Source organism: Pseudomonas sp. GG8, assembly GCF_052976945.1.
Window position 1 is genome coordinate 3,601,318 of sequence record NZ_JBRIIP010000001.1, and the last position, 25,628, is coordinate 3,626,945.

Here is a 25,628-nt window from a genome sequence, read left to right on the forward strand (position 1 = left end):
TACTGCGACCCCGCACTCAAGCGGGATCACGCACGACCTGATGAAATGCCCCGTCAATCAAACAACCGACCCGGTCACGCCCCGTGCTTTTAGCCCCATACAGCGCCTTGTCGGAGTCACTTAGCCAACTGGTCGCATCCAGATGGGCAGGGCTGTAGGCGGCCAGTCCAATGCTAAGGCTGACCCTCATCGCCGGTTCCCGTTCGTAACGGATGGAGCCGAAGGTATCGCGCAGGCGGTCCATAATCTCGGCCGCGACCACGATCGGGGTATCAGGCAAGATCACGCAAAACTCATCGCCGCCATACCGCCCTGCCAGATCCGAGGCCCTCAGGTTTTGTTTGAGTACCGTGCTCAATTGCCGGAGCACATAGTCCCCCACCACATGGCCATAGGTATCGTTGATCACTTTGAAGTGATCGATGTCGATCAGGGCGATGGTGCCACTCTGCTGCGTATTGCTGCAGGACTGGAACTCAAGGTCCAGATGATCCTTCCACGAGCCATGGTTCAACAGGCCCGACAAGCTGTCGGTACGACTGAGGGTCAGCAATTCGCGCTTGTGGTTTTTCAGCAGATGAGTCTGTTTGTACGCAACCCAGCCAAGCGCCAACGGGTAGATAGCGAGCAAAGGTACACAGGCATACATCTGGAAAACTGTGGTTTCGGGCGTAAATACCGGGGAAAAAATCAGCAGGGAGACCGCAATACCCAACGCTTGTGCCAGCCAGCCTCCCAGCAGAAAACGCGGCCCCGCGATGGCCATATTGTTCATGGACATCATTGAAAGAGCGATGACGCTGGGCAGCAGGTTGAATTGCATGGCCCCCACCCAGAGGCCGCCTAGACATGAATCAATCAGTAGATTGCGCTGCTCAGCCTGGAATGGAACCGTCGATACGCGAGCCCATTGAAAGGCCAGATGCGGCCAGACAAATCCGGTAAGGACCATCAGCCCCCATACCCAGCCAGACTTGTGCAGTGGGTAGACGACGGCGGCAACGCAGAAAAACCCGAGGATCATTCCCAGCGTGCGCGACTTGTACAGCCGCTTCGTGAGTGAAAGTCCTTTTCCTCCGGGGTCTTGCATGGGGTCGAGGCTCCTCTGCCCTACCGCTCGATAAGGGCGGGGAATGAGACAGGATGGCTGTTCGGGCAATCGATCCACAGGCAATCACACATCCATGGCATCCACTTCTGTTGAGGGTGCGAACCGACGAGTAGCGTCATTCAGCTAACCTCCTGGCTCACGATCTGAAGCTTATCAGAGAGCTATCAAATAGCCATCACCCTCTTGTCCGGATACAGAACGCATCGGGACGGGATTAAACATCCAGCTGAACGTGCGGCCCCATATTTTCATATGGTTGGTGATAGTAGAAGTATTCGCGATCAGCACTATTAGCGTTTTCCGGCGTGCTCGCCAAAAAGGTCAGGCACCATGCCCCCGCGCGATTATAAAAAAACAAACCCTGTCATTGTTCAGTTTCAACGACGTGCTGCACCAAGAGATGATGAAGCTGTTCGGTCTGGGCCGCGCCCAACTCATGGTCTTTGGCGTGTTTCAACTGCCATACCGGTCAACTTTGTGCAGCGAGGCAAAGAGCAAACCCTCTCACTGACACTCTGGTGTAAGCTCCCGTGCTATCTGGCTAACGCTTCGAGAGGCTTATGCGCTCCACTTTCAGACGTTCCATCCTGCCCACGCTTCGTGGTTTTGCCTTGGCAGCCGATGCAATCACGATGTTGCCCCACGCCACCGACTACCGACGCTGCCTGCTGGAGAAAATCGCTGCTGCGACTCAGCGAATCTATGTGGTTGCCCTGTACCTGCAACAGGATGAAGCCGGTCAGGAAATCCTCGACGCCTTGTACGCCGCCAAAGCAGCGCGGCCGACACTGGATGTCGTGGTGTTGGTGGATTGGTTTCGCGCACAACGAGGGTTGATCGGTGCCGGCAAGCAGCCCGGTAACTCCGCGTGGTATCAGGCGCAGAACCTGGAGCATGACGTTGAAGTGCCGGTGTATGGAGTGCCTGTGCAGACCCGCGAACTGTTCGGGGTGCTGCACCTCAAGGGAATCGTGATCGATGACTGCGTGATCTACAGTGGCGCCAGCATCAATAACGTCTACCTGCACAAGTTCGACAAGTACCGCCTTGATCGCTATCACCTGTTGCAGAACAAGGCACTGGCCGACTCGATGCAACACTTGGTGCGCAACGATGTACTCACATCCAAAGCCGTGCACCGCCTGGACCTGCCCGCGCCTCCCACCTCTCGCAGTTTGCGGGGTGAAATCCGAGCCTTCAGGAGCCATCTCAAACGCACGTCATACGACACATCGGACGGCAGCGATGAAACCGGTGGCCTGCGTGTCATTCCCCTGCTGGGTGTGGGCAACAAGAACCCGCTGAGTCGCACTATTTGCGAGTTGATCGCGGCCAGTCAGACACAACTGACGCTGTGCACGCCGTATTTCAATCTGCCGGTGACCGTGACGCGGGAAATCAATCGCGCCCTCAAGCGCGGCGTGACCATCGATATCATCATCGGCGACAAGACCGCCAATGACTTTTTCATCCCGGCCGACGAGCCCTTTAAAGTCATTGCCGCACTGCCTTATCTCTACGAAATCAGCTTGCGCCGCTTCGCACAAAAGCATCAGCAGGCCATCGCCAAGGACCAGTTGAATCTGCACCTGTGGAAAGACGGCGACAACACATTCCACCTGAAAGGACTCTGGGCCGACCAGCGCTACACCTTACTGACGGGCAACAACCTCAATCCGCGAGCCTTCCAGCTGGACCTGGAAAATGCTCTGCTGATCGACGATCCAAAGTCCGAGTGGACTGCAAGCCGTGATGTGGAAGTCACTCAACTGATGCGTAATACCTTGCGGGTCGGCAAGTACGACGAACTGGACACGCTGAGCGAATACCCGGTCGCCGTGCGCACGTTTCTGCGTCGGGTCAGCCGGGTTCGCATAGAGCGTTTGTTGTACCGCATCCTCTAATTGCAACGTTCGATGATCGCGTAGCGCGCCCACGACAGGGCTCAGTGACCGAGCAGGGCCGAATCGGCTTCACTCGAGGGCGCTTCGAAGCGACTGGCCCACTCACCCAACTGGCTCAAGCGGATATCCAGTTCGTTGAGCAGTCGCGCGGTCGTCTCGCGAACTTCCCGACCATTAAACAAGCCTGGCTCTTTGGTGTAGAGCTTATAACGCTGATTGATCTCGGCCGGACCCAGGACCTTCCACATCGCTTTGGCATTATGGTTGACCAGTGCCACCAGCATCCCGTTGGGGCTGTCGTCAGCGTTGCAGAAGATCAGCGAAACAACCTGTCCCTTGCGCATGGGGATGTTGCTGTCAAACAGATAGATCGGCTTTTCGACCCCGTCCGGCAGTCGGATCCAGAACTCATGGGCCGTGTTGGTTGTGGCGTTGACGAAGGAGTGGCTGGACACATTCATGCTCACCGAGCCGGTGCCTTGCCAAAGAAACCCGCCACCTGTGCTACTGAGCGAATGGCTGGCAGACATCCTCACCTCAGAACGCTTGTCAGACGCCAGTACTTCACCCGTGATGCACATGAAGTTCAGCGAGCGACCGTAATGGTTGAATTTCTCGTCGATGAACGCCAGCGACCGCGGGGTAAGGGTCATCAAGTACATGGTCCTTACGTACTCGGCGTGGGCCACCTTGTCGTTTCGGGCTTTCTCTTGCAGAACCGCACGCTGAACCTTGGCTTCTTCGAGCGCTTTGATCGCCTGCGCCTTAATGATCGGAGATTTTTCTTGGGCATAAGCGCTGGCTTTCGCAGACGCCTGCTTGATCACGGGAGCGGCCTTGTCAGCCATTTCAACAGCGACCTTCTTGCCTTTCTCCATCAACTCGGATGTGCGAGCGAGCAGATCAGGAGAGGCCTCATTGATCTTGTTCTTGATTTTGTCCAGGAAACTGCTCACGTACGTACCCTCTCTTTCCATTGAATGGACCGATGGTATGGCAAATGGCCTGCAGCGAATAGCAGCGATCCGAACAGAAACCGCTGGCTGGCAAGACATACCAATGTGCCTACCAGCCAGCAAGGCATTTCCTGACCGTTCAAGACAGAAGCTAACTCTTCAAGGCATCGTAAGCTTCGAGTGCGTGCAGAGAGAAGATGCTCGCGGACCACGTCACCCGCTGGCTTGTCGCTACGCAGGGCGATAAATGCCGCCTGACGTAAACGACACTTGAGTTTGATCCAGTCCGGGCTGCGTTTGGACACGTAAGGGCTGCCAGAGCCTTGGCTTGCAGTGGTAATCGCTCAGTCCAGTCGTTGCCGTTGCGGCGGAGCAGGCGCACCTGTCCAGCGCTGAAATGGGTCAGGATCCGGTAGCCGTCGAATTTGATTTCATACAGCCATTCGCCACTCGGCGGTCTATCGACCAGCGTTGCCAACTGAGGCGCCAGCGTGTCAGGAACGTGGAAGGACGTTTTGGCTTTTTTGGTTGTATCCACAGTGCGTGTCTCACCCACAGTCGCGCCACTGATCACGCTCTTCGGTAGCGCCTCGACGAGGTCGTACTCCTCTGCAGGTCGCGCGCTTCGTGCTTTTGCACCACAAAACTCAATGACTTGGCCCCGCGCGAGGTCTGCTTTCGATCAGCAAGCTCCGACGGCTCGGAAGTGATGTCGAAATTGCGTTTGCGAGCGTACTCACTCAATGGCTTGGCCATGATCGATTACCTTGCGCTGGATCGGAGCAGGTGGAGATTTGCTTAAAGAGACCTCAAGAGGCTTTGCTGGTTTTCTTTCGGGCAGGTGCCCGTCCTTTGGCCGGGCTTTTGCTGCTCAGGCTGCGCTTGAGCAACTCGGTGAGGTCAATGACATCGGCGCTTTTGCGCTCCAGTTCGCCGACACTGGTTTCGACATCCTCGATTTTTCCTTCGCGGCCCTTGGTCTCGACCAGTTGCATGATCTTTTCTTCGAAGGTGTCACGGTACTCATCGGGCTGCCAATCGACGCTCATGTCCTTGACGATATTTTCCGGGGTCATTTCCTTGCCGGTGACCTTGTTGATCCGCTTGTAACCGACCGGTTCCATACTGCGCTTCAACGCGACCGGGATATGCACCAGCCCGAAACCGATCGCACCCTTCCAGATTGCTCGTGCCATCACCTGACTCCCTGCGCTGTCGTGTTATAGAAATGGCAGGAGCGTCGAGACAAAGTTTCGGGGAGGCGACGAGTGAAGGCTGCGATGAGGCCGACCAAGGCAGGAGCCTTGGTCGATTGGCAATCACTGATCGGTCTTGTCAAGCGTCCGCAGTTTGGCCGGCAAAGCCCAAAGCAGCAGCCCGGCGGCAATCAGGCTGGCGATGCCGATCACGTACAGCGCTGGGGTGGTGCTGCCGGTCAGGTCTTTGATTCGGCCGACCATGATCGGGCTGACGATACCGCCGAACTGCCCGAGGGTATTGATTACCGCAATACCGCCGGCTGCACCTGCGCCAGCACCGGCCAGCAGTTTTGGTGGCAGGGCCCAGAAGGCAGGGATTGAGGCGACGATGCCTGCACCCAGCAAACTCAGGGAGATGATAAGAAACAACGTGTGCTCGGCGAATATCCCGGCGCTAAAGAAACCGATCGCTCCCAGCACCACCAAACCGGCCACGTATTTGCGCCGTTCGCCGCTGGCATCGGACATCCGCCCAACTACCACCATGCTGATGGCGCCACAGATATACGGGATAGCCGTAAGCAAACCGATGATCACCGGGCTTTCAGTGCCAGCGCTGCGAATCAACTGCGGGGCCCAGAAGTTGAGGCCATAGGACGCCACTTGAATCAAGAAGTAAATCAGCCCGAGCATCAAGAAGCCTGGCAGCTTCAATGCCGCCAGCAAGGAGCCGCCGCCTTTGTGGGGTTCGTGGTGGGCGACGCGGCTGGCCAAATAGGTCTTTTCCTGGCCCGTCAGCCAATGCGCATCGGCGATCTTGTCCTTGAGGACAACCAACACCAACAGGCCCAGCAGCACACAGGGTAAACCGCCCAGCAGGAACAGCCAGTGCCAGCCGCGCATGTTCATCACGCCATCAAGATGACCGAGGACCAGGCCCGAGAGCGGCGCGCCAATCAGACCGGCGAAGGCCGAGGCCAGGAACAGCATCGAGGTGATCCGCCCGCGATAGTGCTGTGGGAACCACAACGTCAGGTAATACAGCACGCCCGGCGCGAAGCCCGCTTCCATCGCGCCAATGATGAAGCGCAAACCGTAGAACTGCCATTCAGTATTGACGAAGACCATCAGCGCCGTCGCCACACCCCAGGACATCATGATCCGGGCGATCCAGCGCCGTGCGCCGACCTTGTACAGCATCATGTTGCTGGGCACTTCGAACAGCACGTAACCGACCACGAACAGCCCCGCGCCGAGACCATAAGCGGTGTCGCTCAGGCTCAGGTCAGTCTGTAGCTGGAATTTGGCGAAGCTGATGTTGATGCGGTCGAAGAAGGCGAACAGGTAGCAGACCATGATCAATGGCATCAGGCGCCAGGCGACTTTACTGATCAGGGCCTTTTCCGCGCTCACGATCTCGGCAGGACTGCTGTCCGCGTTCAGAACAGAGATTGTCATTTCATTTTCTCCAGACGGACTTCCCGTGGGTGTCCGATTGTTTTTGTTGTCTGGTCCGGGGGCGTGTGCCCCCTTGGTCACGCTAAGGGGTGAAACAGGATCAAACGGGCATATTCTCCGGCGCGGAATGCAGGTCGCAGTTGCGACCGGCCTTGGCTACCTGACCGGGCATTTCATGACCCAACAGCGCAGGCAAACGGCGAGACATCTCCAGCAAATGAGGCAGATCGGTACCGGTGTGAATACCCATTTCCTCGCACAGGTTCACCAGGTCTTCGGTGCAGATGTTGCCGGAGGCGCCAGGGGCGAACGGACAACCTCCCAGCCCCCCAAGGGAGGCATCGAAGCGCCGTGCGCCAGCCTCGTATGCAGCCAACACATTGCTCAGGCCCAGACCTCGGGTGTTGTGGAAGTGCAGCGTCAGCATTGACGCCGGAACCTGCGTCAATACGCGTTGTACCAGACGATAGACCTGACGTGGATTGGCCATGCCTGTTGTGTCGGCCAGGGTGATGCCCTGCATGCCCAACTCCAGATAAGCATCGACGATCTGCATCACCCGGTCTTCGCTGGTCACGCCTTCGAAGGGGCAACCGAAGGCGGTGGCAATGGAGGCATTCAGGCCCAGCGACGTGCCGCGAGCCAGTGCCACCACATCGGCAAATGCCGTAAGCGATTGCTCGCAGCGCATGCGCATGTTTGCCAGGTTATGGGTCTGGCTGGCGGACATCACCAGGTTCAGCTCATCGGCACCCGCGCTGAGGGCGCGCTGCGCACCTTTGAGGTTGGGCACCAGCGCAACGTAGGTCACGCCAGGCTGACGCTGGATGCCCAGAAACACCGCTTCACCGTCGCGTAACGCTGGGATGGCTTTGGGGGAGACGAAGGAGCCTGCTTCGATACGGGAAAACCCGGCCAGTGACAATTGATCGATCAAGGCGATCTTGTCGGCAGTTTCTACCCACTTGGGCTCGATTTGCAGGCCGTCTCGCGGCGCGACCTCCTGGACGATCAGGCTGTCGGAATAGTCAGTAATCATTGGACCACTCCATCGTGTTTGAGTCGGGCGATATCCTGCTCGGTCATGCCCAGTTCGCTGAGTACGCTGGAGGTGTGCTGGCCCAGGCTTGGCCCCTGCCAATTGATTGAGCCCGGTGTCTCGGAAAGTTTGGGCACGATGCCCGGCATCTTCACCGCAACCCCGCCCGGCAACTCGGCGTCGAGAATCATGTCGCGTGCCTGATAGTGCGGATCGGCAACGATGTCAGCCACTGAGTAGATGCGCCCGGCCGGCACCTCAGCCGTTTCCAGGGCCTGCAACACGGTGTCGATGGGCTGGCTCAAGGTCCAGGTGCTGATCGCTTCATCGAGCATCGCGCTCTGCAGCGCCCGACCATCGTTATGCGTCAATTCGGGGTTTTCGCCCAAGTCGGGGCGGCCGATGACCTGCATCAGTCGCTTGTAAATCGGGTCGCTATTGCCCGCAATCACCACGTAGGCGCCGTCGGCAGTCGGGTAGGTGTTGGAAGGTGCGATGCCTGGCAAGGCGCCGCCGCTGCGCTCACGTATATGGCCTTGCATGGCGTATTCCGGTACCAGACTTTCCATGACGTTGAACACGCTTTCGACCAGCGACACATCGACAACCTGACCTTCGCCCTGCCCGGTCTTCACCCGCAGCAACGACATCAGTGCGCCCATCACCGCGTGCATCGATGCCAGCGAATCACCCAGGCTGACGCCGACCCGCGCTGGCGGTGAACCAGGCGTGCCGGTGGTGTAACGAATACCTCCCATGGCTTCGCCGATGGCGCCAAAACCGGGACGGTCACGATAGGGACCGGTCTGGCCGTAGCCTGAGATGCGCACCAGGGTCAGCTTGGGGTTCAGCGCATGCAAAACGTCCCAGCCCAGACCCAGTTTTTCCAGGGCGCCGGGGCGCAAGTTCTCGATCAGCACGTCGGTGCTTTCAGCGAGCTGCTTGACGATGGCGATGCCTTCGGGAGATTTGAGATTCAGTGCAAGGGATTTTTTGTTGCGTGATTGGAGGTACCACCACAGGGAGGTGCCCTCGTGGAGTTTTCGCCATTTACGAAGAGGATCGCCCTGCCCCATCGATTCGATCTTGATCACTTCAGCGCCGAACTCCGCCATCAGACGCGCCGCGAAGGGTGCCGCGATCAGTGTTCCAATCTCGATAACGCGGATTCCACTCAGGGGAGCCGTCATCTTCAGTGCCTCATATTTTTTTATTGGAATGTAAGCCTTGTAACGTGAGCCAAGGCTAGAGGACCAGGCACTGAAGAATCCAACCTTCTGTTGGCAAGCGTCGTTCGCGAAACGCGAACGCTTGAGGTGGTGTGTCTAGTTCGCGGGATTTTCCAGGCGGCGCAAGTGTTCGAACAACAAACAGCTGACCGGTGACAACGATGCCTGGTCGCGGGCTACCAGCAACAAGGTGCGTTCGGACCAATCATCGCTCAACGCCACCGCCGTCAACCCGAGCGAGCGACCGAACAGTTCATACGCCTTTTGCGGCAGGATGCCGATGCCCATATTGGCCTGCACCATCCGGCACACCGCATCGAAACCTGGGACATGAATCCGCAGGCGCACGATCCGCCCGCAGGCACGAGCCGCTGCGTGGGTGCGCATGTTGATCGAACTGGCCGCATGCAGACCGACATAGTCATAGTCCAGGGTATCGGCAAAGGCCACGTGATCACGATCGGCCAAGGGATGGTCGCTGCGCATCACGACCGCCAGCGTATCCTGGCGATAAGGCACGCTGAACAGGCTTTGGGTGTCGGTGTCCATCGAACAAATGCCGATGTCCGCCACGCCATCAATGATGCCCTGCACCACGCCATTGCTGGGGCGTTCTTCGAGGTCGATTTTCACTTGCTCATGGCTGGAGACGAAGTCGTGCAGGTCTTCCGGCAGAAACTGGATGATCGCCGACAGGTTCGCCAGCATCCGCACATAACCGCGTACGCCCTGAATATGTTCGCCTAGTTCCAGGCCGATTTTTTCCACATCGAACAGCATCCGCCGCGCATGGTGCAACAGCGTTTCCCCCGCTGCGGTCAATGCCATGCCTTTAGCGTTACGCATGAACAGGCCAATGCCCAGTGCATTCTCCAACTCCATCAAACGCTTACTGGCTGCCGACACCGCAATCGCCTCCCGCGCAGCCGCCCGAGTCAACGTGCCTTCTTCGTGCACGGCGACAAACAATTGCAAGGTAATCAAGTCAAGACGACGGGTGAGGTTTTTGTGGCGCATGGGGTGCGGCTCTCGGCTTCGCGATGAGGCCGAGGATATCCGTAAATCAGCTGCTGAGGTTTAAAACCCCACACTCGCCTGCACGAAAAACGTCCGTGGTAGGCCCAGGTAGATGCCTCAGTGCTCTGCTCGCGAGCAGCAATCCAATTTGCTCAGGATTTGATACGCCAAACGAACCCGAGGCTCGTTGGGATAATTCTTGTTGGCCAGGATCACAATGCCGAGCTTCTTCTCAGGGATGAAGGCAGCGTAGGCTCCAAACCCGCGGGTTGAGCCCGTCTTGTTCACCCAGACCGCCTGTTGCGGGGGCTGGGGCGGGGTCAGCTTGGTGGCCGCCTGACGCTCATAAGCCATCTTGTCAGAGTTGCCTTCCAGTAGCGTATCGAGGCTAACCGGGTACCCATATTGTTCCCATATAAGGTCCTGGGTCATCGGACCAAGCTGGAAGTAACCTATATGGGTATCGGCGATTGCGCGCTTAAGCGTGGCATCTGTCTGGGTAAGGTTCAGGTTAACCTCGACGAAGCGAATCAAGTCCTGGACGCTGGTTTTCACTCCGTAGGCTTCGGCTGCAAGCACTCCTGGGCTAAGCCTGACTGGAGCGTCCTGTTTGTTATAGCCCTGTGCATAGAGCGGCATATTGCTTGAAGGCACATTGATGTAGCTGCCGTGCATGCCAAGTTTCGGGAAAAGCTGGGCCTCAAGAGCCTCATCGAAAGGAATGTTCATGCTCTTGGCAGCGATCATCCCAAGCAAGCCGATACTGGGATTGGCGTAAGTCCTGTAGGTGCCAGGGGCGAAAAGGGGCTGCCAAGACCTGAAGTAGTCCATCAACTGCTCGTTGTTCTGGACGTCATCAGGAATCTGAAGGGGAAACCCTCCCGCCGTATGAGTCCCCAAGTTGATCAGCGTCACCTTGTCCAACTGGCTGCCCTGGAGCTGCGGCAGGTATTTGCCGGGGTTGTCACTGAGTGCAAGCCGACCGTTGACCTGAGCGTAAGTGGCCAGGGTCGCCGTGAACGTTTTGCTGATCGATCCGATCTCGAACAGCGTATTGCGGGTGACCTTTCGCCCGGTTTCCCTGGAGGCCACCCCGTAGTTGTAGAAGCTTTGTTTACCATTAGCGGTAACTGCAATAGCCAGGCCGGGAATCTTGTACTGCTGCATGATCGCCTGGGCGGCGTCTTGCACGAGGTTGTCAATATCCGACTTTTCCGTATCCGCAGCTGCTGAGGTGCCGAACAAAGCCGCACAGACAAGAAAGAGAAACGGTGCGCAGAATTTTCCATTCGAGTGCATCCGGTCGTCCTTTGGGGGTTTCTATTGGACGGCGAAAACTATCACATGATTTAGTTTTTCCAGAACCGCTGCTTGGCGACTCTCGGTACTGAAGTACCTTTTTCGGCGATCAAACACGAACCATGCCCCATGCCATCACTGCTCGCCATTGATGCGTCTACGTGCGCGCCCATGATGGCGCCTTGAGTGTGTCGGGCCTCGCAGCCTCGCGTAGCACTGCAAGCCTGCAGCGCCCGAGCATAGGACTCATACATATATATTAAAGTTATAAAAATATGAAATTAGGTTCTTTTGAGGAATAACTCATAAGCTTTATAACTAGCACTGACTCAATGCAGTGTTGGCCCAGCAACTGTTTGCCCGGCAACAGTCATTCAACAAAAGCGTTGCCGGTGAACAGGTGACTGACGCTAGCCAGCGCTGCCCAAGGTGTGAATACGGGGGGCTCGTTGATACAGCTCTTGCTCTGAGCCCGTGAACTTCATTACCGACTGAGACACCGCTTTTTTGCCCTACTGCATAACGCGCCGTACTGCTGTTCGGCGTCCATAAAAAATTGGCTGCACATTGTTTGAAGGATTTGTCATGGATGTTTTCTGGTTCCTCCCTACTCACGGCGACGGCCATTACCTGGGCACCACCAAAGGCGCCCGCCCCGTCACCTTGAATTACCTCAAACAAGTGGCCCAGGCAGCGGATGACTTGGGTTATCACGGGGTGCTGATCCCCACTGGCCGCTCTTGCGAAGACTCCTGGGTCATCGCCTCGGCGCTGGTGCCATTGACCGAGCGCCTGAAGTATCTAGTGGCCATCCGTCCCGGCATTATCTCGCCGACCGTGTCCGCGCGGATGGCGGCAACCCTGGATCGACTGTCCGGTGGCCGACTGTTGATTAACGTGGTGACCGGCGGCGACCCGGATGAAAACCGTGGCGACGGTATCTATCTCGATCACAGCGAGCGCTACGAAGTCACCGACGAGTTTCTGCACATCTGGCGTCGCGTGCTGCAAGGCGAAGCCGTGGATTTTGAAGGCAAGCATTTGCGCGTGCAGAACGCCAAAGCGCTATACCCACCGATTCAGAAACCCTATCCACCGCTGTACTTCGGGGGATCTTCCGAGGCTGCTCACGAACTGGCCGCCGAGCAGGTGGATGTGTACCTGACCTGGGGTGAGCCGCCAGCCGCCGTCGCCGAGAAGATCGCTGACGTTCGCGAACGTGCCGCACGCAAAGGACGCACCGTGCGTTTCGGTATTCGTCTGCATGTGATTGTGCGTGAAACCAGCGAAGAGGCTTGGAAAGCCGCCGATACCCTGATCGAGCACATCAGCGACGAAACCATCGCGGCCGCGCAGAAGTCGTTCTCGCGCTTCGACTCCGAGGGCCAGCGACGCATGGCAGCGCTGCACGACGGGCGTCGCGATAATCTGGAAATCGCACCAAATCTGTGGGCCGGTGTCGGCCTGGTTCGTGGGGGGGCTGGCACCGCGCTGGTGGGCAACCCGCAAGAGGTCGCGGCACGGATCAAAGAATATGCGGACCTGGGGATCGAGAGCTTCATCTTCTCCGGCTACCCGCACCTCGAAGAAGCCTACCGCTTCGCCGAGTTGGTGTTTCCGCTGCTGCCCGAGCCCTACGCGAGCCTGGCCGGTCGCGGGATCACCAACCTGACCGGGCCATTTGGCGAAATGATCGCCAATGACTTGCCGCCTCAGGCCAAGTGATCGGTTGCGCCTGACATACCGTTTTCGCAGGCAAGTCTGCTCACACAGCCTGAACAGGATCGGGGGGGCGTGACACTTCCGTCCGACCCTGCATTAACCCTTGAGGAAACCCGTGTGACTGCCAAGCCGCCAAGCGCCCCGTCCACGCCCTTGCAGACAGCCCAAAAACTGGCTGCACAATTTGCCGAAACCGCCGCAGAGCGTGATGAACGTGGTGGCACTCCCAAAGCCGAGCGCGACGCACTGCGCGAAAGCGGCCTGCTGGCGCTAAGCATTCCTCGTCAATATGGCGGGCTAGGTGGGCGCTGGAGTGAAACCTTAGACATCGTTCGCGAGTTCGCCAAGGTCGACAGTTCCATCGCTCATGTCTTCGGTTTCCATCATTTGATGTTGGCCACCGTGCGCCTGTTCGCCAAGCCGGAACAATGGCAGCCCTGGTTCGAGCAGACCGCGCGCAAGAATTGGTTCTGGGGCAACGCCCTCAACCCGCTGGACACACGCACTGTCGTCAAAACATTCAACGGCTGGCGGGAGTTCTCCGGCAAAAAAAGCTTCTGCTCCGGGGCCAGCGATTCACAGATGCTGATCGCTTCGGCCGTGGACGAAACGGCGGGCGGCAAGTTGCTGATCGCCGCCATCCCCAGCGGGCGCAGCGGTATCACCCTGCATAAAGACTGGAACAACATGGGCCAGCGTCAGACCGACAGCGGCAGTGCCAGCTTTGAGCGGGTGCGGGTCGACGAGTCGGAGTTGCTCCTTGACCCCGGTCCTTTGAGTACGCCCTTTGCCTGCTTGCGTCCGCTGATCGCGCAACTGACGTTCACCCACATGTTTCTCGGTATCGCCGAGGGGGCCTTCAATGAAGCGCGGCAATACACCCTCACCGAAACCCGCACCTGGTTCAAATCCACGACCGAGGACATCCGCCAGGACCCTTATGTGTTGGCACACTACGGGGAGTTCTGGGTAGCGCTGGAAGGCGTGCGGTTGCTGGTAGAACGGGCCGCCGAACTGCTCGATGCCGCTTGGGCCAAAGGCCCGGATCTAAGCAACGAGGAGCGTGGTTATCTGGCAACAGCGATCGCCACCGCAAAAGTCGCCGCCAGCCGCCAAGGCCTGGAGCTGTGTAGCAAGCTGTTCGAGGTGACGGGGGCGCGCTCGACCCACGCGTCCCTGCGTCTCGACCGGCATTGGCGCAACCTGCGCACTCAGACCTTGCACGATCCTGTGGATTACAAACTCCACGAACTGGGTGACTGGGCATTGAACCGATCTCTGCCTGTTCCGACCTTCTACTCATAGTGATAGAGATGCCCATGCAGCTTCTGACCTTACCCCCATCGCCAGCTTTGGCGACGTCGATCCGGGCCACCGCTCAGGTCTTCGAAGATCCAAAATCCCAAGCCCTGTTGGCGCATGTGCAGCAGGTCGCGCCCAGCGAAGCCAGTGTGCTGATCATCGGCGAGACCGGCACCGGCAAGGAACTGGTCGCGCGCCATATCCATAACCTCAGCGCCCGACGCAATCGCCCCTTCGTGGCGGTCAACTGCGGAGCCTTTTCCGAATCGCTGGTCGAGGCCGAGTTGTTCGGTCACGAAAAAGGGGCCTTCACCGGCGCCCTCAGCGCTAAAGCCGGCTGGTTTGAAGAGGCCAATGGCGGCACGCTGTTCCTAGATGAGATCGGCGATCTGCCAATGCCCATCCAGGTAAAACTGCTCCGGGTGTTGCAGGAGCGTGAAGTGGTGCGTCTGGGCTCACGTAAAAGCATCCCCATTGATGTGCGGGTCCTGGCGGCCACCAACGTACAGCTGGAGAAAGCCATCAATGCAGGGCATTTTCGCGAGGATCTGTATTACCGGCTGGACGTGGTAAGCCTGGAGTTGAGCCCGCTGCGCGAGCGTCCCGGCGATATCCTGCCATTGACCCGGCACTTCATCGAGGTCTATAGCAAGCGCTTGGGTTATGGCCCGATCAGCATCAGCGCAGAAGCCGAACACAAGCTCAGGAGCTACAGCTGGCCGGGTAATATCCGCGAACTGGAAAACGTCATCCACCATACCCTGCTCATCTGCCGCAACGGGTTGATCCAGCACAACGATCTGCGCTTGTCGAACATGCGCATCGAGCGCCTGGATGATACGGCGCCTGTTGACGACTCCGCCGCGGCGCTGCTGACGCGAGCGTTCCAGACCCTGTTCGAAGAGCAGGCCGGCGCCCTGCACGAAAAAGTCGAAGACGCCCTGTTGCGCGCGGCCTATCGCTTCAGCCATTACAACCAGGTGCACACCGCCAACTTGCTCGGTTTGAGCCGCAACGTCACGCGGACCCGCCTGATCAAGATTGGCGAGCTGGCAGTGAACAAACGTCGTCCCACTGAACAGACGGCAGGAGATCGCGTGCTTCAGCTATCAATCTGAACGCCGATCAGGTGTCTGGCACGAAGTAAAAAGGTGTAGGACCGTAACGCTTCGATCAGAAACGACAGTATCTTCGACTGCTCAAACCCAGCATTTACGGGGGGAAATATTAACTATTTAATACCGTACGAAATCCCCTACTAAACCTAGTCACGAACCCTGCATCTATGCAGGAAGCGTCTGACAGATTCAGGGGTCGACTCCCGTTATGGTTGCGCCGGCTTATTTATGCCCGAGCACAAACCACCAGGAGTCACCACACATGAAGAAGTTATACCTTGCTGCCGCTGTCGCCACCCTGATCGCAACGACCAGCGGCTGCGTGAGCTATAACATGAGCCAGCCAACCGCGCCGATTGCTGGCTCGGTCACCGCTGACTTGAAAGCCGATGTGAAAGTAGGGGAACAAATCAGCGGCGAATCATCCACCACGATCCTGTTCGGCTGGCTTAACGTGGGTGGCGATACCCAGTTCGCCGATGGCGTTACTTACGGTGGTGCGGGCGGTTCCGCAATCGGCCTGCCTGACCCGATCTCCGCAGTGAAAGCTGCCGCCGCGTTCAAAGCGGTGAAAAGCTCCGGTTCCGACCTGATCGTCGCACCTCGCTACGAAGTCAGCGTTGAAGACTACTTTCTGTTCAAGAAGGTCAACGTCAAGGTTACCGGTAACAAAGGCAGCATCAGCAGCATCCGCTAAGGACTGCTCGCTCTGGATTGAATCCCAGTGACGTGAACGAACGCCGCTCAGCGCATATCCGCTGAGCGGCGTTTTTTATGAGTCAGTGTTTATCCAGAGAAGCCAATCGCTCCGCCAGGGCTTTGGCCTGACTGGCGACGTCGGTTACTGCAGTACTTTCCCACCACATTCCGCGCAACGGCGGCCCCATGGCGAACAGCCGCGGTGAGACGTTCCCTTGCGCATCAAGCAACGCACCATCGGGCTGCGCGGCAATCCCTAGCGCCAGCGGACCTGGGAGGATAAGGCCCCGCGCCAAAAGCTGCCTGGGCAATGCACGGTCCACCCGACGCCAGTCGTATTCGATGCCCGTGGAGTTAATCAAGGCATCGCCAATGACGTGCGACGACTCAGACTCTCCGCGACGACGGATGCGAATCTGTACCTGCCCTGTCGGCAGCACTTCCACCCCCTGCAATGACGCGGCGTGAATGGTCAGCCGTCCCTCTTCCACACGTCGCGCCAGCAGTGCTGCACTTGGCGGTGGTGAACGATGGTGATGGCTTTCCCACCAGGGCCGCACATGGCGAACGAATTGCCGACGCTGCACATCGCTGGCCTGGGACCACAGACGGCCAATGTGCGCACGAACCGTATCCAGCGGCGCCTGCCAATCAATCCCGTCAGCAATGGCGTGTTCGCATTCCTCGCGGACCTTGCGCAGCAGCTGACGCGTGCTGCGAATACTGTGATCTTCGGCCAGAAAATCCACCCACACCGGCGGCTGGCGGCGGACGTGGGGCAATAGACCGTGACGGGAAAACACGTCGATTGGTCCGCGATGCCCGGCCTGCTCCAAGGACACCAATGCATCGACCATGGTCAGGCCCGAGCCGATGATCAGTACGTTTGCCAAAGGGTCGAGCTCGCGCATGGCGTCGACATCCCACGGATCGACAGACGCCGCATTAAGCCCGCTGGACTCGCGTTGTGAGGTGCGCGCAGCAGGGAACATGCCGGTGGCCAGCACCGCAAACGTGCCCTGTAATTGGCGGCCATCACTCAGGGTGATCCGCACACCCGCATCACTGCTTTCCAGATCAGTTGCTTCGCCGCGCACATGTTCCAGGCTAGATCCGTATGAAGCGCCGAGCACCCGCGCATCCGCCAATCGTTGCTGCACATACAGACCAAAAATACCCCGTGGCGGGAACAGCTCTGCCACGGGTACGTGTTGCCCGGCAGACTCCGGCCAGCCGCCAGCCGCAATGTAGTCGCCCAGCCATTGGGTCAGGTCATCGGGGTTGTCTGGATCGACACCCATGCGTGCAGCATTACCATTGAGGGTGTGGCCCAATTCAGTCGCGCTGTAGGCTTCGCCACGCCCCAGCTCACTGCGCGACTCGATAATCAAAATCCGTCGTTTACCCGGCAGTCTCAATAATTGCGCAGCCAACATGCTGCCGCTCAAGCCGCCACCCACAATTAAAATATCGGCTGTACGGACGGCAGAAATCGCCTGCCCTGAATGCGACTCGGTCATTCCCCTATCCTTCAAAAAGCGCAGCAAAAAGTAATGTCTGCCACCGACCTTGCACAGGGCATGCCTGATCAAAAATGATCGCTTTTCTTGGCCTTGCCTGCAATCTGACAGTGAAAAAGTCCAGCAAACCTACACAGTGTTCAAACGCTGTTGTTGGGCAAACAGTTCGCGAGCCATCACCCCTCTTCCGTGAACGGCTTACAGCACCACGTTGCGCACAAACCGAACAGCCACCGGCCCATCGTTTCGATAGGTATGGGCCTGACTGCTGGCGAACATGTAGAACTCGCCGCGTTCAACGCGGTGGACGGTATCGACCAGACCGATGTTCAAGCAACCTTCGAACACATAGACCTGCTCACTCCAGCCTTCAGGGTCGGCTTCCGACGCATAAACCTCACCCGGTTCCAGGCAAAACTCCCACAACTCGACTTCGCGCTTGGCCACGGCCTTTGCCAGGAGCACTGCTTTGCTGCCAGGGATCAGTCCCGCCCACGCGACCTCGTTGATGCGGCTGGGATCGCGCACATCCGGGGCCTGGATCAAATCGCTGAACGCCACGTCCAGCGCATCGGCGACCCGATCAAGGGTTGCCAGGCTAACGTTTTTCTCGCCCGCCTCGATTGCCACCAGCATTCTGCGGCTCACCCCGGATTTCTCTGCCAAGGCACTCTGACTAAGGTCTGCGGCATTGCGCAAACGGCGCACATTCTGACTGACGTGTTGTAGCACCGGGGCTCTCTGAGCGATGTCTTTGTGCACTATATTGCTCGCCTGATTCGATTTGCGCAGTATACTGCCCACTTTCGACGCATTCTGCGTCTCACCTTTGTCACACGCAAGCCCCAATAGCCCGGTGAACACCATGAAGTCTACCCGCCTGACGCCACGAATCAGTAAAGCAGAAGCTGTATTGATCCTGATCACCGTGATCTGGGGCGGGACGTTTCTGCTGGTGCAGCATGCACTGACGTCCAGTGGACCGTTGTTTTTCGTCGGGCTGCGGTTCGCTGCCGCCGCGAACATCGTTGCCCTCTTTTCCCTGCGAATTCTACGCGACCTGACGCTGCTCGAGTTCAAGGCCGGGGTGTTCATCGGTGTGTCGATCATGCTCGGCTATGGCCTGCAAACCATCGGCCTGCAAACCATTCCCAGTAGCCAGTCTGCCTTTATCACCGCGTTGTATGTGCCTTTCGTACCGTTGTTGCAATGGCTGGTGCTGGGACGTCGTCCGGGTCTTATGCCAAGCCTGGGCATTGGCCTGGCCTTCGCCGGGTTGATGCTGCTGTCCGGGCCCAATGGCGCCTCGCTGAATTTCAGCCCCGGTGAAATAGCCACCGTGGTCAGCGCTGTGGCAATTGCCGGCGAAATTATTCTGATCGGCGCCTACGCTGGCAAAGTCGACGTGCGTCGAGTAACGGTAGTGCAACTGGCAACCGCCTCGGTATTGTCGTTTCTGATGGTCGTCCCGACCGGAGAGCCACTTCCACCGTTCTCATGGTTGCTGGTGATCAGCGCGGTGGGCCTCGGGGCCGCCAGCGCGGCGATTCAAGTCGCAATGAACTGGGCGCAGAAAACCGTTTCGCCGACCCGTGCCACCGTGATCTATGCCGGTGAGCCGGTATGGGCCGGAATTGCCGGGCGTCTGGCCGGTGAACGCTTACCCGCCATCGCCTTGCTCGGTGCGGCATTAATCGTTGCAGGGGTCATTGTCAGCGAACTTAAAGTGCGGGCCAAGGCGGCAGTGAAAGACGAAAAAGATCGAGGTGAGGTGTTGAGCGAGGCCGATTGAGCCCAGCAACACCGAGTGCCTTCATTCGCGAAAGCGACAGCCCCGTCACAATAAATCCCTCGTAAAACCGGGCCCCCAACTACCCTTGCCTTTAGCCTTTGTAGGATTCTGCCACAGCTTGCGAGTTGGTGATCTGGGACCTGACACGTATGATTCCAGATAATTCCCAGCAGATTAGAAACCTATGTCCCTGATAGTTCTACTGCTTTTGCCTTTTATCGGCAGCTGTCTCGCGGCCCTTTTGCCGCACAACGCGCGTAATACCGAGTCCATCCTCGCAGGTCTGGTGAGTCTGATAGGCGCGATCCAGGTCGCCCTGTGGTACCCGCAGATCGCTGACGGCGGTGTGATTCGCCAGGAATTCTTCTGGTTACCAAGCCTGGGCCTGAATTTCGTTCTGCGAATGGATGGTTTTGCCTGGTTGTTTTCCATGCTGGTGTTGGGCATCGGTGCGCTGGTGTCCTTGTATGCACGTTATTACATGTCACCCGACGACCCGGTACCGCGCTTTTTCGCCTTTTTCCTAGCGTTCATGGGTGCCATGCTGGGCCTGGTGATCTCCGGCAATCTGATCCAGATCGTATTTTTCTGGGAGCTGACCAGTCTTTTCTCCTTCTTGCTAATCGGCTACTGGCACCATCGCGCCGATGCCCGCCGAGGCGCCTACATGGCGCTGGTGGTCACCGGAGCTGGCGGCCTCGCCTTATTGGTGGGGGTCATGCTGCTCGGCCATGTGGTCGGCAGTTACGACCTGGACAAGGTACTGGCGGCGGGTGACGTAATTCGCGCCCACGCCCTGTACCCGGTGTTGCTGCCGTTGATACTGATTGGCGCCTTGAGCAAGAGCGCGCAGTTCCCTTTTCACTTCTGGCTGCCCCACGCCATGGCCGCCCCAACCCCGGTTTCGGCCTACCTGCACTCAGCGACCATGGTCAAGGCCGGGGTATTTTTACTGGCGCGTTTCTGGCCGGTATTGTCTGGCACTGAAGAATGGTTCTGGATCGTCGGCGGGGCCGGCGCCTGCACGTTGCTGTTGGGTGCCTACACAGCGATTTTCCAGACCGACCTCAAGGGCCTGCTGGCCTATTCGACCATCAGCCATCTGGGGCTGATCACCCTGCTACTTGGCCTGAACAGTCCATTGGCCGCCGTGGCGGCGGTGTTCCATATTCTCAATCACGCCACCTTCAAGGCCTCGCTGTTCATGGCCGCCGGGATCATCGACCATGAAAGCGGTACCCGCGATATTCGGCGGCTCAGCGGCCTGATCAAGATGATGCCGTATACCGCCACCCTGGCCATGGTCGCCAGTGCGTCAATGGCCGGGATTCCGCTGCTGAACGGCTTTCTTTCCAAGGAAATGTTCTTCGCCGAGACCGTGTTCATCTCTTCTACCGCGTGGGTCGAGATGGCTCTGCCTGTCATCGCGACCATTGCCGGGAGCTTCAGCGTCGTCTATGCGCTGCGCTTTACCGTGGATGTATTTTTCGGTCCGAAAGCCACCGACCTGCCCCATGCACCTCACGAACCGCCACGCTGGATGCGCGCACCGGTGGAGCTACTGGTGCTGGTCTGCCTGATCGTCGGCATCTTCCCCGCACAGTCCGTGGGCCCGCTGTTGGCCACTGCAGCACGGCCGGTCGTGGGGGGCACGCTGCCCGAATACAACCTGGCGATCTGGCATGGCTGGAATACGCCGATGATCATGAGCCTGCTGGCCATGGTCGGCGGAATCGTGCTGTACCTATTGTTGCGCCCGGCCTTCAAACAGGAGCGATTTACCGGTGCGCCCCTGGTCTCCCGCCTCAATGGCAAGCATCTGTTCGAGCGCAGCCTGGTATTGATGGTGCGTTGCGCACGGCGTTTCGCGCGAAAGATCAGCACCCGCCGCCTGCAGGCCCAGCTATTTCTGCTGGTCCTGGTCGCATTCGTTGGCGGACTGATTCCGCTCTACCACAGTGGCCTGACCTGGGGTGATAGACCAAAGATTCCAGGCTCAGCGGTGTTCGTAACGCTGTGGCTGATTGCGATTGCCTGCGCACTCGGCGCCGCGTGGCAGGCCAAATATCACCGTCTCGCGGCACTGACCATGGTCAGCGTCTGCGGATTGATGATCTGCATCACCTTCGTCTGGTTCTCTGCCCCGGACCTGGCTCTGACCCAGTTGGTGGTGGAGGTGGTCACCACCGCGCTGATTCTGCTGGGCCTGCGCTGGCTGCCACGACGCAACGAAAACGTCGCGCCACTGCCGAGCACCCTCAGCCAGGCTCGGGCACGTCGTCTGCGTGACTTGCTACTGGCGGTGATGGTCGGTGGCGGCATGGCGCTGCTGTCTTATGCGATGCTGACTCGGCCAACGCCCAATACGATTTCCTCGTTCTATCTCAGCCGCGCCCTCCCTCAAGGCGGCGGCAGCAACGTGGTGAACGTGATGCTGGTGGACTTCCGTGGCTTCGATACCTTGGGCGAAATCACTGTATTGGCGGCCGTCGCCCTGACGATATTTGCGCTACTGAGGCGCTTCCGCCCCCCTAAAGAAAGCATTCCGCTGCCCGCTCAGCAACGCTTGCTGGCGCGTGACGTGGTCACCGACCTGGTTAATCCGCGCAGCGCCAGTGACACCGCACTGGGCTTCATGATGGTGCCAGCGGTGTTGGTACGCTTGCTGTTGCCGATTGCCTTGGTGATTTCAATGTATCTGTTCATGCGCGGGCATAATCTGCCAGGCGGCGGATTCGTCGCTGGGCTGGTGATGTCCGTGGCCTTCATTCTTCAATACATGGTGGCGGGAACGCAGTGGGTCGAAGCGCAAATGAGCCTGCGTCCACTGCGCTGGATGGGCATCGGAATGTTGTTTGCGATGTTCACCGGGCTGGGTTCGATGGCACTCGGCTACCCGTTCATGACCACCCATACCGCGCACCTGCAGTTGCCGCTGCTGGGCGATATCCACTTCGCCAGTGCGCTGTTCTTCGATATCGGCGTGTACGCCGTGGTGGTCGGCTCGACGCTGCTGATCCTCACTGCTTTGGCTCACCAATCGGTGCGAAGCCATCGTCCGACCTCGCTGCCCAAGCCCATAGCAACGCAAGGAGCCGTCTGATGGAAGAAGTCATCGCAATCGCCATCGGTGTACTGGTTGCCTCGGGCGTCTGGCTGATCCTGCGACCTCGAACCTTTCAAGTGGTGATGGGGCTGTGCTTGCTGTCCTACGGGGTCAACCTGTTCATCTTCAGCATGGGCAGCCTGTTTATTGGCAAGGAACCGATCATCAAGGACGGAGTGCCGCAAGACTTGCTCAATTACACCGACCCCCTGCCGCAAGCCCTGGTCTTGACGGCGATTGTCATCAGCTTCGCCATGACCGCTCTGTTTCTGGTACTGCTACTGGCCTCGCGGGGCCTGACCGGCACCGACCATGTGGATGGTCGGGAGCCTAAAGAATGACGTTGATGAATCAACTGATCGTCGCCCCCATTCTGCTCCCCCTGCTGACCGCCGCCCTGATGTTGATGCTCGGCGAAAAGCATCGTCCGTTGAAAGCCCGAATCAACCTGCTCTCCACCTTACTTGGGCTGGCGATCTCGATCAGTTTATTGATATGGGTCCAGCAGGCAGGTACCACGGGCTCTATCGGCGTATACCTGCCGGGTAACTGGGAAGCGCCCTTTGGCATCGTGCTGGTGGTCGATCATCTTTCCGCGCTGATGCTGGTGCTGACCGGGATCATCGGTGTCTGTGCGCTGCTCTTCGCCCTGGCCCGCTGGGACCGGGCCGGCGCCAGCTTTCACGCCTTGTTCCAGATCCAGCTGTTGGGCCTTTACGGGGCCTTCCTGACCGCTGACCTGTTCAACCTGTTCGTATTCTTCGAAGTGCTGTTGGCCGCGTCTTATGGCCTGATGCTCCACGGTTCGGGACGCGCACGGGTCTCAGCGGGCCTGCATTACATCACCATCAACCTGGTGGCCTCGTCGTTGTTCCTGATTGGAGCGGCACTGATTTATGGCGTGACCGGCACCTTGAATATGGCCGATCTGGCAATAAAGATCCCGTTAGTGCCCGAATCCGATCGCGGCCTGTTGCATGCTGGCGCCGCGATTCTTGCCACGGCGTTCCTCGCCAAGGCAGGCATGTGGCCGCTGAATTTCTGGCTGGTGCCGGCCTACTCGGCAGCCAGCGCCCCTGTGGCAGCGATGTTCGCGATCATGACCAAAGTCGGTGTCTATACCCTGTTGCGGCTCTGGACCCTGCTATTCTCGGGGCAAGCAGGCGCCTCAGCTTTTTTTGGCGGCGACTGGCTGATCTACGGCGGCATGGCGACGATTTTCACGGCAGCCGTAACGATTCTGGCCGCGCAACGCCTGGAACGCCTGGGCAGTCTGAGCATTCTGGTGTCGGCAGGTATCCTGCTGTCGGCCATCGGCTTTGCCCAACCCAGCCTGACCGCTGGCGCACTGTTCTATCTGGTCAGCTCGACCCTGACTCTCAGCGCCCTGTTTCTGCTGGCCGAACTGATAGAGCGCTCGCGCTCAGAGAACGAAATCCCCCTCTTTGAAGACGCGGAGCGGCCTCGTCCGCTGGAATCGTTGCAGCCACTGCCGGGTATAAACCTCGACGAGGAACAGAAAGCCGTGGTGGGTCAGGTGATCCCGAGGACCATGGCCTTCCTTGGGCTGAGCTTCATCGCTTGCGCCTTATTGATCATTGGCATGCCGCCTCTGTCCGGCTTTATTGGCAAGCTGACGTTGCTCAGCGCTTTGCTCAATCCACTCGGGCTGGATGTGGCCAAGGACGAATCGATTTCAGGTGCCAGTTGGGTCCTGATCAGCCTGTTGATCTTCTCCGGACTGGCCTCGCTGATCGCCTTTTCTCGCGTCGGCATTCAGCGTTTCTGGGCTCCGAGGGAGCGACCTTCGCCTAAGCTGCGCCGCAATGAGTGCCTGCCCATCCTGATCCTGTTGGGTTTGTGCATTGCGCTCACGTTCAAAGCCGAGCCGCTGCTGCGCTACACCCAGGACACTGCGGCGGCCCTGCATGATCCGCAGCAATACGTGCTGTCAGTCATGGCCACCCGCCCACTGCCCGGCCCGACCACGGCTGCTGCCCAGCAGGTGCAGCCATGAAGCGCCTGTTCCCTGCCCCGTTGCTATCGCTGGCGCTCTGGTTGCTCTGGCTGGTACTGAACCTGTCTCTCAGCCCCGGCAATCTGTTGCTCGGCGCATTGCTTGGGGTTGTCGCCCCCTTGCTGATGAAGCCGTTGCGCCCTCTGCCGGTACGGATTCGCAGGCCTGGCGTGATGCTGAAATTGTTCCTGCGGGTGGGATGCGACGTGGTGTCATCGAACATTGCCGTGAGCTGGACGGTGTGGAACGCTAAACGACGACCACCCCGCTCAGCGTTCGTCAAAGTGCCGCTTGACCTGCGTGATGCCAATGGCCTGGCGGCCCTGTCGATGATCACCACGGTCATTCCGGGCACGGTGTGGTCCGAACTGGCCCTGGACCGTAGCGTGTTGCTGATGCATGTGTTCGATCTGAACGATGAGGCGCAGTTCATCGAACACTTCAAGCACTGTTACGAACGCCCGCTGATGGAGATTTTCCAATGAGTGCCCTGCTCTCCAACGCCATTTTGCTCAGCCTGTTCATCTTTGTGATGGCGATGGTGCTGACCTTTATTAGGCTGTTCAAGGGCCCGTCTGCGCAGGATCGGGTCCTCGCTCTGGACTACCTGTACATCATTGCCATGTTGATGATGCTGGTGCTGGGCATCCGCTACGCCAGCGACATGTACTTCGAGGCCGCGCTGTTGATTGCGCTGTTCGGCTTCGTCGCCTCCTTCGCGCTGGCGAAGTTCCTGCTGCGCGGCGAGGTGATCGAGTGAATTCGCTCAGCGTGCTGCCATTCTGGGTCGAGATCATCACTGCGGCGCTATTAGTCGCCAGCAGCCTGTTCGCCCTGACCGGCGCTCTCGGTCTGCTGCGCATGAAAGATTTCTTTCAGCGCATGCACCCACCCGCACTAGCGTCCACCTTGGGCGCATGGTGTGTAGCGCTGGCGTCGATCATCTATTTTTCGGCGCTGAAATCCGAACCGGTGATTCACGCCTGGTTGATCCCGGTACTGCTGTCTATCACTGTGCCGGTCACGACCCTGTTGCTGGCCCGCACCGGACTGTTCCGCAAACGCATGGCGGGGGATGACGTACCGCCAGAGGTCAGTGGCGATCGCAACGAAGGTGATCCGGGCGGTAACTGATGGGCG

22 protein-coding genes and 1 pseudogene are annotated in these 25,628 nt (G+C 58.6%); 12 read left to right on the forward strand and 11 right to left on the reverse strand.

The annotated features are described in order from the left end of the window. Nucleotides 1–16: 16 nt before the first annotated feature. A complete protein-coding gene (locus tag ACVBEG_RS17475; RefSeq protein ID WP_447108148.1) occupies nt 17–1,090 on the reverse strand; it encodes a diguanylate cyclase in 1,074 nt (357 codons plus the stop codon). A gap of 581 nt (nt 1,091–1,671) precedes the next feature. On the opposite strand from ACVBEG_RS17475, the gene pssA reads away from it, so the two are divergent. Beyond that, nucleotides 1,672–3,015, forward strand: a complete 1,344-nt coding sequence (pssA, locus tag ACVBEG_RS17480; protein ID WP_447108149.1) for a CDP-diacylglycerol--serine O-phosphatidyltransferase — start codon at nt 1,672–1,674, stop codon at nt 3,013–3,015. Nucleotides 3,016–3,056: 41 nt separating this feature from the next. Here the strand turns inward: pssA and ACVBEG_RS17485 are convergent, their stop codons facing one another. The 8 genes and pseudogenes from ACVBEG_RS17485 to ampC all read right to left on the reverse strand — a co-directional run bounded on the left by ACVBEG_RS17485 (nt 3,057) and on the right by ampC (nt 11,212). Continuing rightward, nucleotides 3,057–3,971, reverse strand: coding sequence for a hypothetical protein (locus ACVBEG_RS17485; protein WP_322178361.1), 915 nt, complete (start codon nt 3,969–3,971; stop codon nt 3,057–3,059). A 307-nt stretch (nt 3,972–4,278) separates the two neighbouring features. Continuing rightward, a pseudogene (locus tag ACVBEG_RS17490) lies at nt 4,279–4,473 on the reverse strand (ATP-dependent DNA ligase); the annotation flags it as partial. A 307-nt stretch (nt 4,474–4,780) separates the two neighbouring features. Continuing rightward, on the reverse strand, nt 4,781–5,167 hold the full coding sequence (locus ACVBEG_RS17495; protein WP_322178360.1) for a hypothetical protein: 387 nt from the start codon (nt 5,165–5,167) through the stop codon (nt 4,781–4,783). 123 nt (nt 5,168–5,290) lie between these two features. Continuing rightward, nucleotides 5,291–6,628, reverse strand: a complete 1,338-nt coding sequence (locus ACVBEG_RS17500; protein ID WP_322178359.1) for an MFS transporter — start codon at nt 6,626–6,628, stop codon at nt 5,291–5,293. 100 nt (nt 6,629–6,728) lie between these two features. After that, entirely contained in the window at nt 6,729–7,667 is a 939-nt protein-coding gene (locus ACVBEG_RS17505; protein ID WP_322178358.1) for a hydroxymethylglutaryl-CoA lyase, read from the reverse strand. Beyond that, nucleotides 7,664–8,857, reverse strand: coding sequence for a CaiB/BaiF CoA transferase family protein (locus ACVBEG_RS17510; protein WP_447108150.1), 1,194 nt, complete (start codon nt 8,855–8,857; stop codon nt 7,664–7,666). The genes ACVBEG_RS17505 and ACVBEG_RS17510 overlap by 4 nt, the downstream gene beginning before the upstream one ends. A 135-nt stretch (nt 8,858–8,992) precedes the next feature. Further along, complete coding sequence (locus tag ACVBEG_RS17515) at nt 8,993–9,913, reverse strand: LysR family transcriptional regulator (RefSeq protein ID WP_322178356.1); 921 nt, start codon at nt 9,911–9,913, stop codon at nt 8,993–8,995. A gap of 117 nt (nt 9,914–10,030) precedes the next feature. After that, nucleotides 10,031–11,212, reverse strand: a complete 1,182-nt coding sequence (gene ampC, locus ACVBEG_RS17520; protein ID WP_322178355.1) for a class C beta-lactamase — start codon at nt 11,210–11,212, stop codon at nt 10,031–10,033. 585 nt (nt 11,213–11,797) lie between these two features. Between ampC and ssuD the strand changes: the two genes are divergently transcribed. The 4 genes from ssuD (at nt 11,798) to ACVBEG_RS17540 (ending at nt 16,051) form a co-directional block, all read left to right on the forward strand. Beyond that, nucleotides 11,798–12,937 carry an FMNH2-dependent alkanesulfonate monooxygenase gene (gene ssuD / locus ACVBEG_RS17525; protein WP_322178354.1) on the forward strand — a complete coding sequence of 380 codons (1,140 nt, stop codon included), beginning with the start codon at nt 11,798–11,800 and terminating at the stop codon, nt 12,935–12,937. Nucleotides 12,938–13,051: 114 nt separating this feature from the next. After that, on the forward strand, nt 13,052–14,239 hold the full coding sequence (locus ACVBEG_RS17530) for an acyl-CoA dehydrogenase family protein (protein WP_322217805.1): 1,188 nt from the start codon (nt 13,052–13,054) through the stop codon (nt 14,237–14,239). 8 nt (nt 14,240–14,247) lie between these two features. Beyond that, on the forward strand, nt 14,248–15,354 hold the full coding sequence (locus ACVBEG_RS17535; protein ID WP_407074570.1) for a sigma-54 interaction domain-containing protein: 1,107 nt from the start codon (nt 14,248–14,250) through the stop codon (nt 15,352–15,354). 262 nt (nt 15,355–15,616) lie between these two features. After that, entirely contained in the window at nt 15,617–16,051 is a 435-nt protein-coding gene (locus ACVBEG_RS17540; RefSeq protein ID WP_322178352.1) for a hypothetical protein, read from the forward strand. Between the two features lie 82 nt (nt 16,052–16,133). Here ACVBEG_RS17540 and ACVBEG_RS17545 read toward each other — a convergent pair whose 3' ends face one another. Next, entirely contained in the window at nt 16,134–17,573 is a 1,440-nt protein-coding gene (locus ACVBEG_RS17545) for an FAD/NAD(P)-binding protein (RefSeq protein WP_322178351.1), read from the reverse strand. A 198-nt stretch (nt 17,574–17,771) separates the two neighbouring features. Beyond that, nucleotides 17,772–18,335: a helix-turn-helix domain-containing protein gene (locus ACVBEG_RS17550; protein ID WP_322178350.1), complete on the reverse strand. Its 564-nt coding sequence runs from the start codon at nt 18,333–18,335 to the stop codon at nt 17,772–17,774. A 103-nt stretch (nt 18,336–18,438) separates the two neighbouring features. Between ACVBEG_RS17550 and ACVBEG_RS17555 the strand changes: the two genes are divergently transcribed. From ACVBEG_RS17555 to ACVBEG_RS17585, 7 genes are all read left to right on the forward strand, one after another. Beyond that, nucleotides 18,439–19,365: a DMT family transporter gene (locus tag ACVBEG_RS17555; protein ID WP_322178349.1), complete on the forward strand. Its 927-nt coding sequence runs from the start codon at nt 18,439–18,441 to the stop codon at nt 19,363–19,365. 184 nt (nt 19,366–19,549) lie between these two features. Further along, entirely contained in the window at nt 19,550–22,468 is a 2,919-nt protein-coding gene (locus ACVBEG_RS17560; RefSeq protein ID WP_447108151.1) for a monovalent cation/H+ antiporter subunit A, read from the forward strand. Next, nucleotides 22,468–22,812, forward strand: coding sequence for a Na+/H+ antiporter subunit C (locus tag ACVBEG_RS17565; RefSeq protein ID WP_219061377.1), 345 nt, complete (start codon nt 22,468–22,470; stop codon nt 22,810–22,812). Before ACVBEG_RS17560 ends, ACVBEG_RS17565 begins: the two co-directional genes overlap by 1 nt. Next, nucleotides 22,809–24,488, forward strand: coding sequence for a monovalent cation/H+ antiporter subunit D (locus ACVBEG_RS17570; protein ID WP_322217123.1), 1,680 nt, complete (start codon nt 22,809–22,811; stop codon nt 24,486–24,488). Before ACVBEG_RS17565 ends, ACVBEG_RS17570 begins: the two co-directional genes overlap by 4 nt. After that, entirely contained in the window at nt 24,485–24,973 is a 489-nt protein-coding gene (locus tag ACVBEG_RS17575) for a Na+/H+ antiporter subunit E (protein ID WP_330200838.1), read from the forward strand. Before ACVBEG_RS17570 ends, ACVBEG_RS17575 begins: the two co-directional genes overlap by 4 nt. Beyond that, a complete protein-coding gene (locus ACVBEG_RS17580) occupies nt 24,970–25,248 on the forward strand; it encodes a K+/H+ antiporter subunit F (protein ID WP_322178345.1) in 279 nt (92 codons plus the stop codon). The genes ACVBEG_RS17575 and ACVBEG_RS17580 overlap by 4 nt, the downstream gene beginning before the upstream one ends. After that, nucleotides 25,245–25,622, forward strand: a complete 378-nt coding sequence (locus ACVBEG_RS17585; RefSeq protein ID WP_322178344.1) for a Na+/H+ antiporter subunit G — start codon at nt 25,245–25,247, stop codon at nt 25,620–25,622. The genes ACVBEG_RS17580 and ACVBEG_RS17585 overlap by 4 nt, the downstream gene beginning before the upstream one ends. Nucleotides 25,623–25,628: the final 6 nt, after the last annotated feature.

What these genes read in the sequence shown, in the direction of transcription:
- ssuD (WP_322178354.1), top strand. Translation starts at nt 11,798, where the DNA reads ATGGATGTTTTCTGGTTCCTCCCTACTCACGGCGACGGCCATTACCTG.
- ACVBEG_RS17560 (WP_447108151.1), top strand. Translation starts at nt 19,550, where the DNA reads ATGTCCCTGATAGTTCTACTGCTTTTGCCTTTTATCGGCAGCTGTCTC.
- ACVBEG_RS17575 (WP_330200838.1), top strand. Translation starts at nt 24,485, where the DNA reads ATGAAGCGCCTGTTCCCTGCCCCGTTGCTATCGCTGGCGCTCTGGTTG.
- pssA (WP_447108149.1), top strand. Translation starts at nt 1,672, where the DNA reads ATGCGCTCCACTTTCAGACGTTCCATCCTGCCCACGCTTCGTGGTTTT.
- ACVBEG_RS17555 (WP_322178349.1), top strand. Translation starts at nt 18,439, where the DNA reads ATGAAGTCTACCCGCCTGACGCCACGAATCAGTAAAGCAGAAGCTGTA.
- ACVBEG_RS17475 (WP_447108148.1), bottom strand. Translation starts at nt 1,090, where the DNA reads ATGCAAGACCCCGGAGGAAAAGGACTTTCACTCACGAAGCGGCTGTAC.
- ACVBEG_RS17505 (WP_322178358.1), bottom strand. Translation starts at nt 7,667, where the DNA reads ATGATTACTGACTATTCCGACAGCCTGATCGTCCAGGAGGTCGCGCCG.
- ACVBEG_RS17540 (WP_322178352.1), top strand. Translation starts at nt 15,617, where the DNA reads ATGAAGAAGTTATACCTTGCTGCCGCTGTCGCCACCCTGATCGCAACG.
- ACVBEG_RS17565 (WP_219061377.1), top strand. Translation starts at nt 22,468, where the DNA reads ATGGAAGAAGTCATCGCAATCGCCATCGGTGTACTGGTTGCCTCGGGC.
- ACVBEG_RS17535 (WP_407074570.1), top strand. Translation starts at nt 14,248, where the DNA reads ATGCCCATGCAGCTTCTGACCTTACCCCCATCGCCAGCTTTGGCGACG.
- ACVBEG_RS17545 (WP_322178351.1), bottom strand. Translation starts at nt 17,573, where the DNA reads ATGACCGAGTCGCATTCAGGGCAGGCGATTTCTGCCGTCCGTACAGCC.
- ACVBEG_RS17495 (WP_322178360.1), bottom strand. Translation starts at nt 5,167, where the DNA reads ATGGCACGAGCAATCTGGAAGGGTGCGATCGGTTTCGGGCTGGTGCAT.
- ACVBEG_RS17515 (WP_322178356.1), bottom strand. Translation starts at nt 9,913, where the DNA reads ATGCGCCACAAAAACCTCACCCGTCGTCTTGACTTGATTACCTTGCAA.
- ACVBEG_RS17500 (WP_322178359.1), bottom strand. Translation starts at nt 6,628, where the DNA reads ATGACAATCTCTGTTCTGAACGCGGACAGCAGTCCTGCCGAGATCGTG.
- ACVBEG_RS17570 (WP_322217123.1), top strand. Translation starts at nt 22,809, where the DNA reads ATGACGTTGATGAATCAACTGATCGTCGCCCCCATTCTGCTCCCCCTG.
- ampC (WP_322178355.1), bottom strand. Translation starts at nt 11,212, where the DNA reads ATGCACTCGAATGGAAAATTCTGCGCACCGTTTCTCTTTCTTGTCTGT.
- ACVBEG_RS17580 (WP_322178345.1), top strand. Translation starts at nt 24,970, where the DNA reads ATGAGTGCCCTGCTCTCCAACGCCATTTTGCTCAGCCTGTTCATCTTT.
- ACVBEG_RS17510 (WP_447108150.1), bottom strand. Translation starts at nt 8,857, where the DNA reads ATGACGGCTCCCCTGAGTGGAATCCGCGTTATCGAGATTGGAACACTG.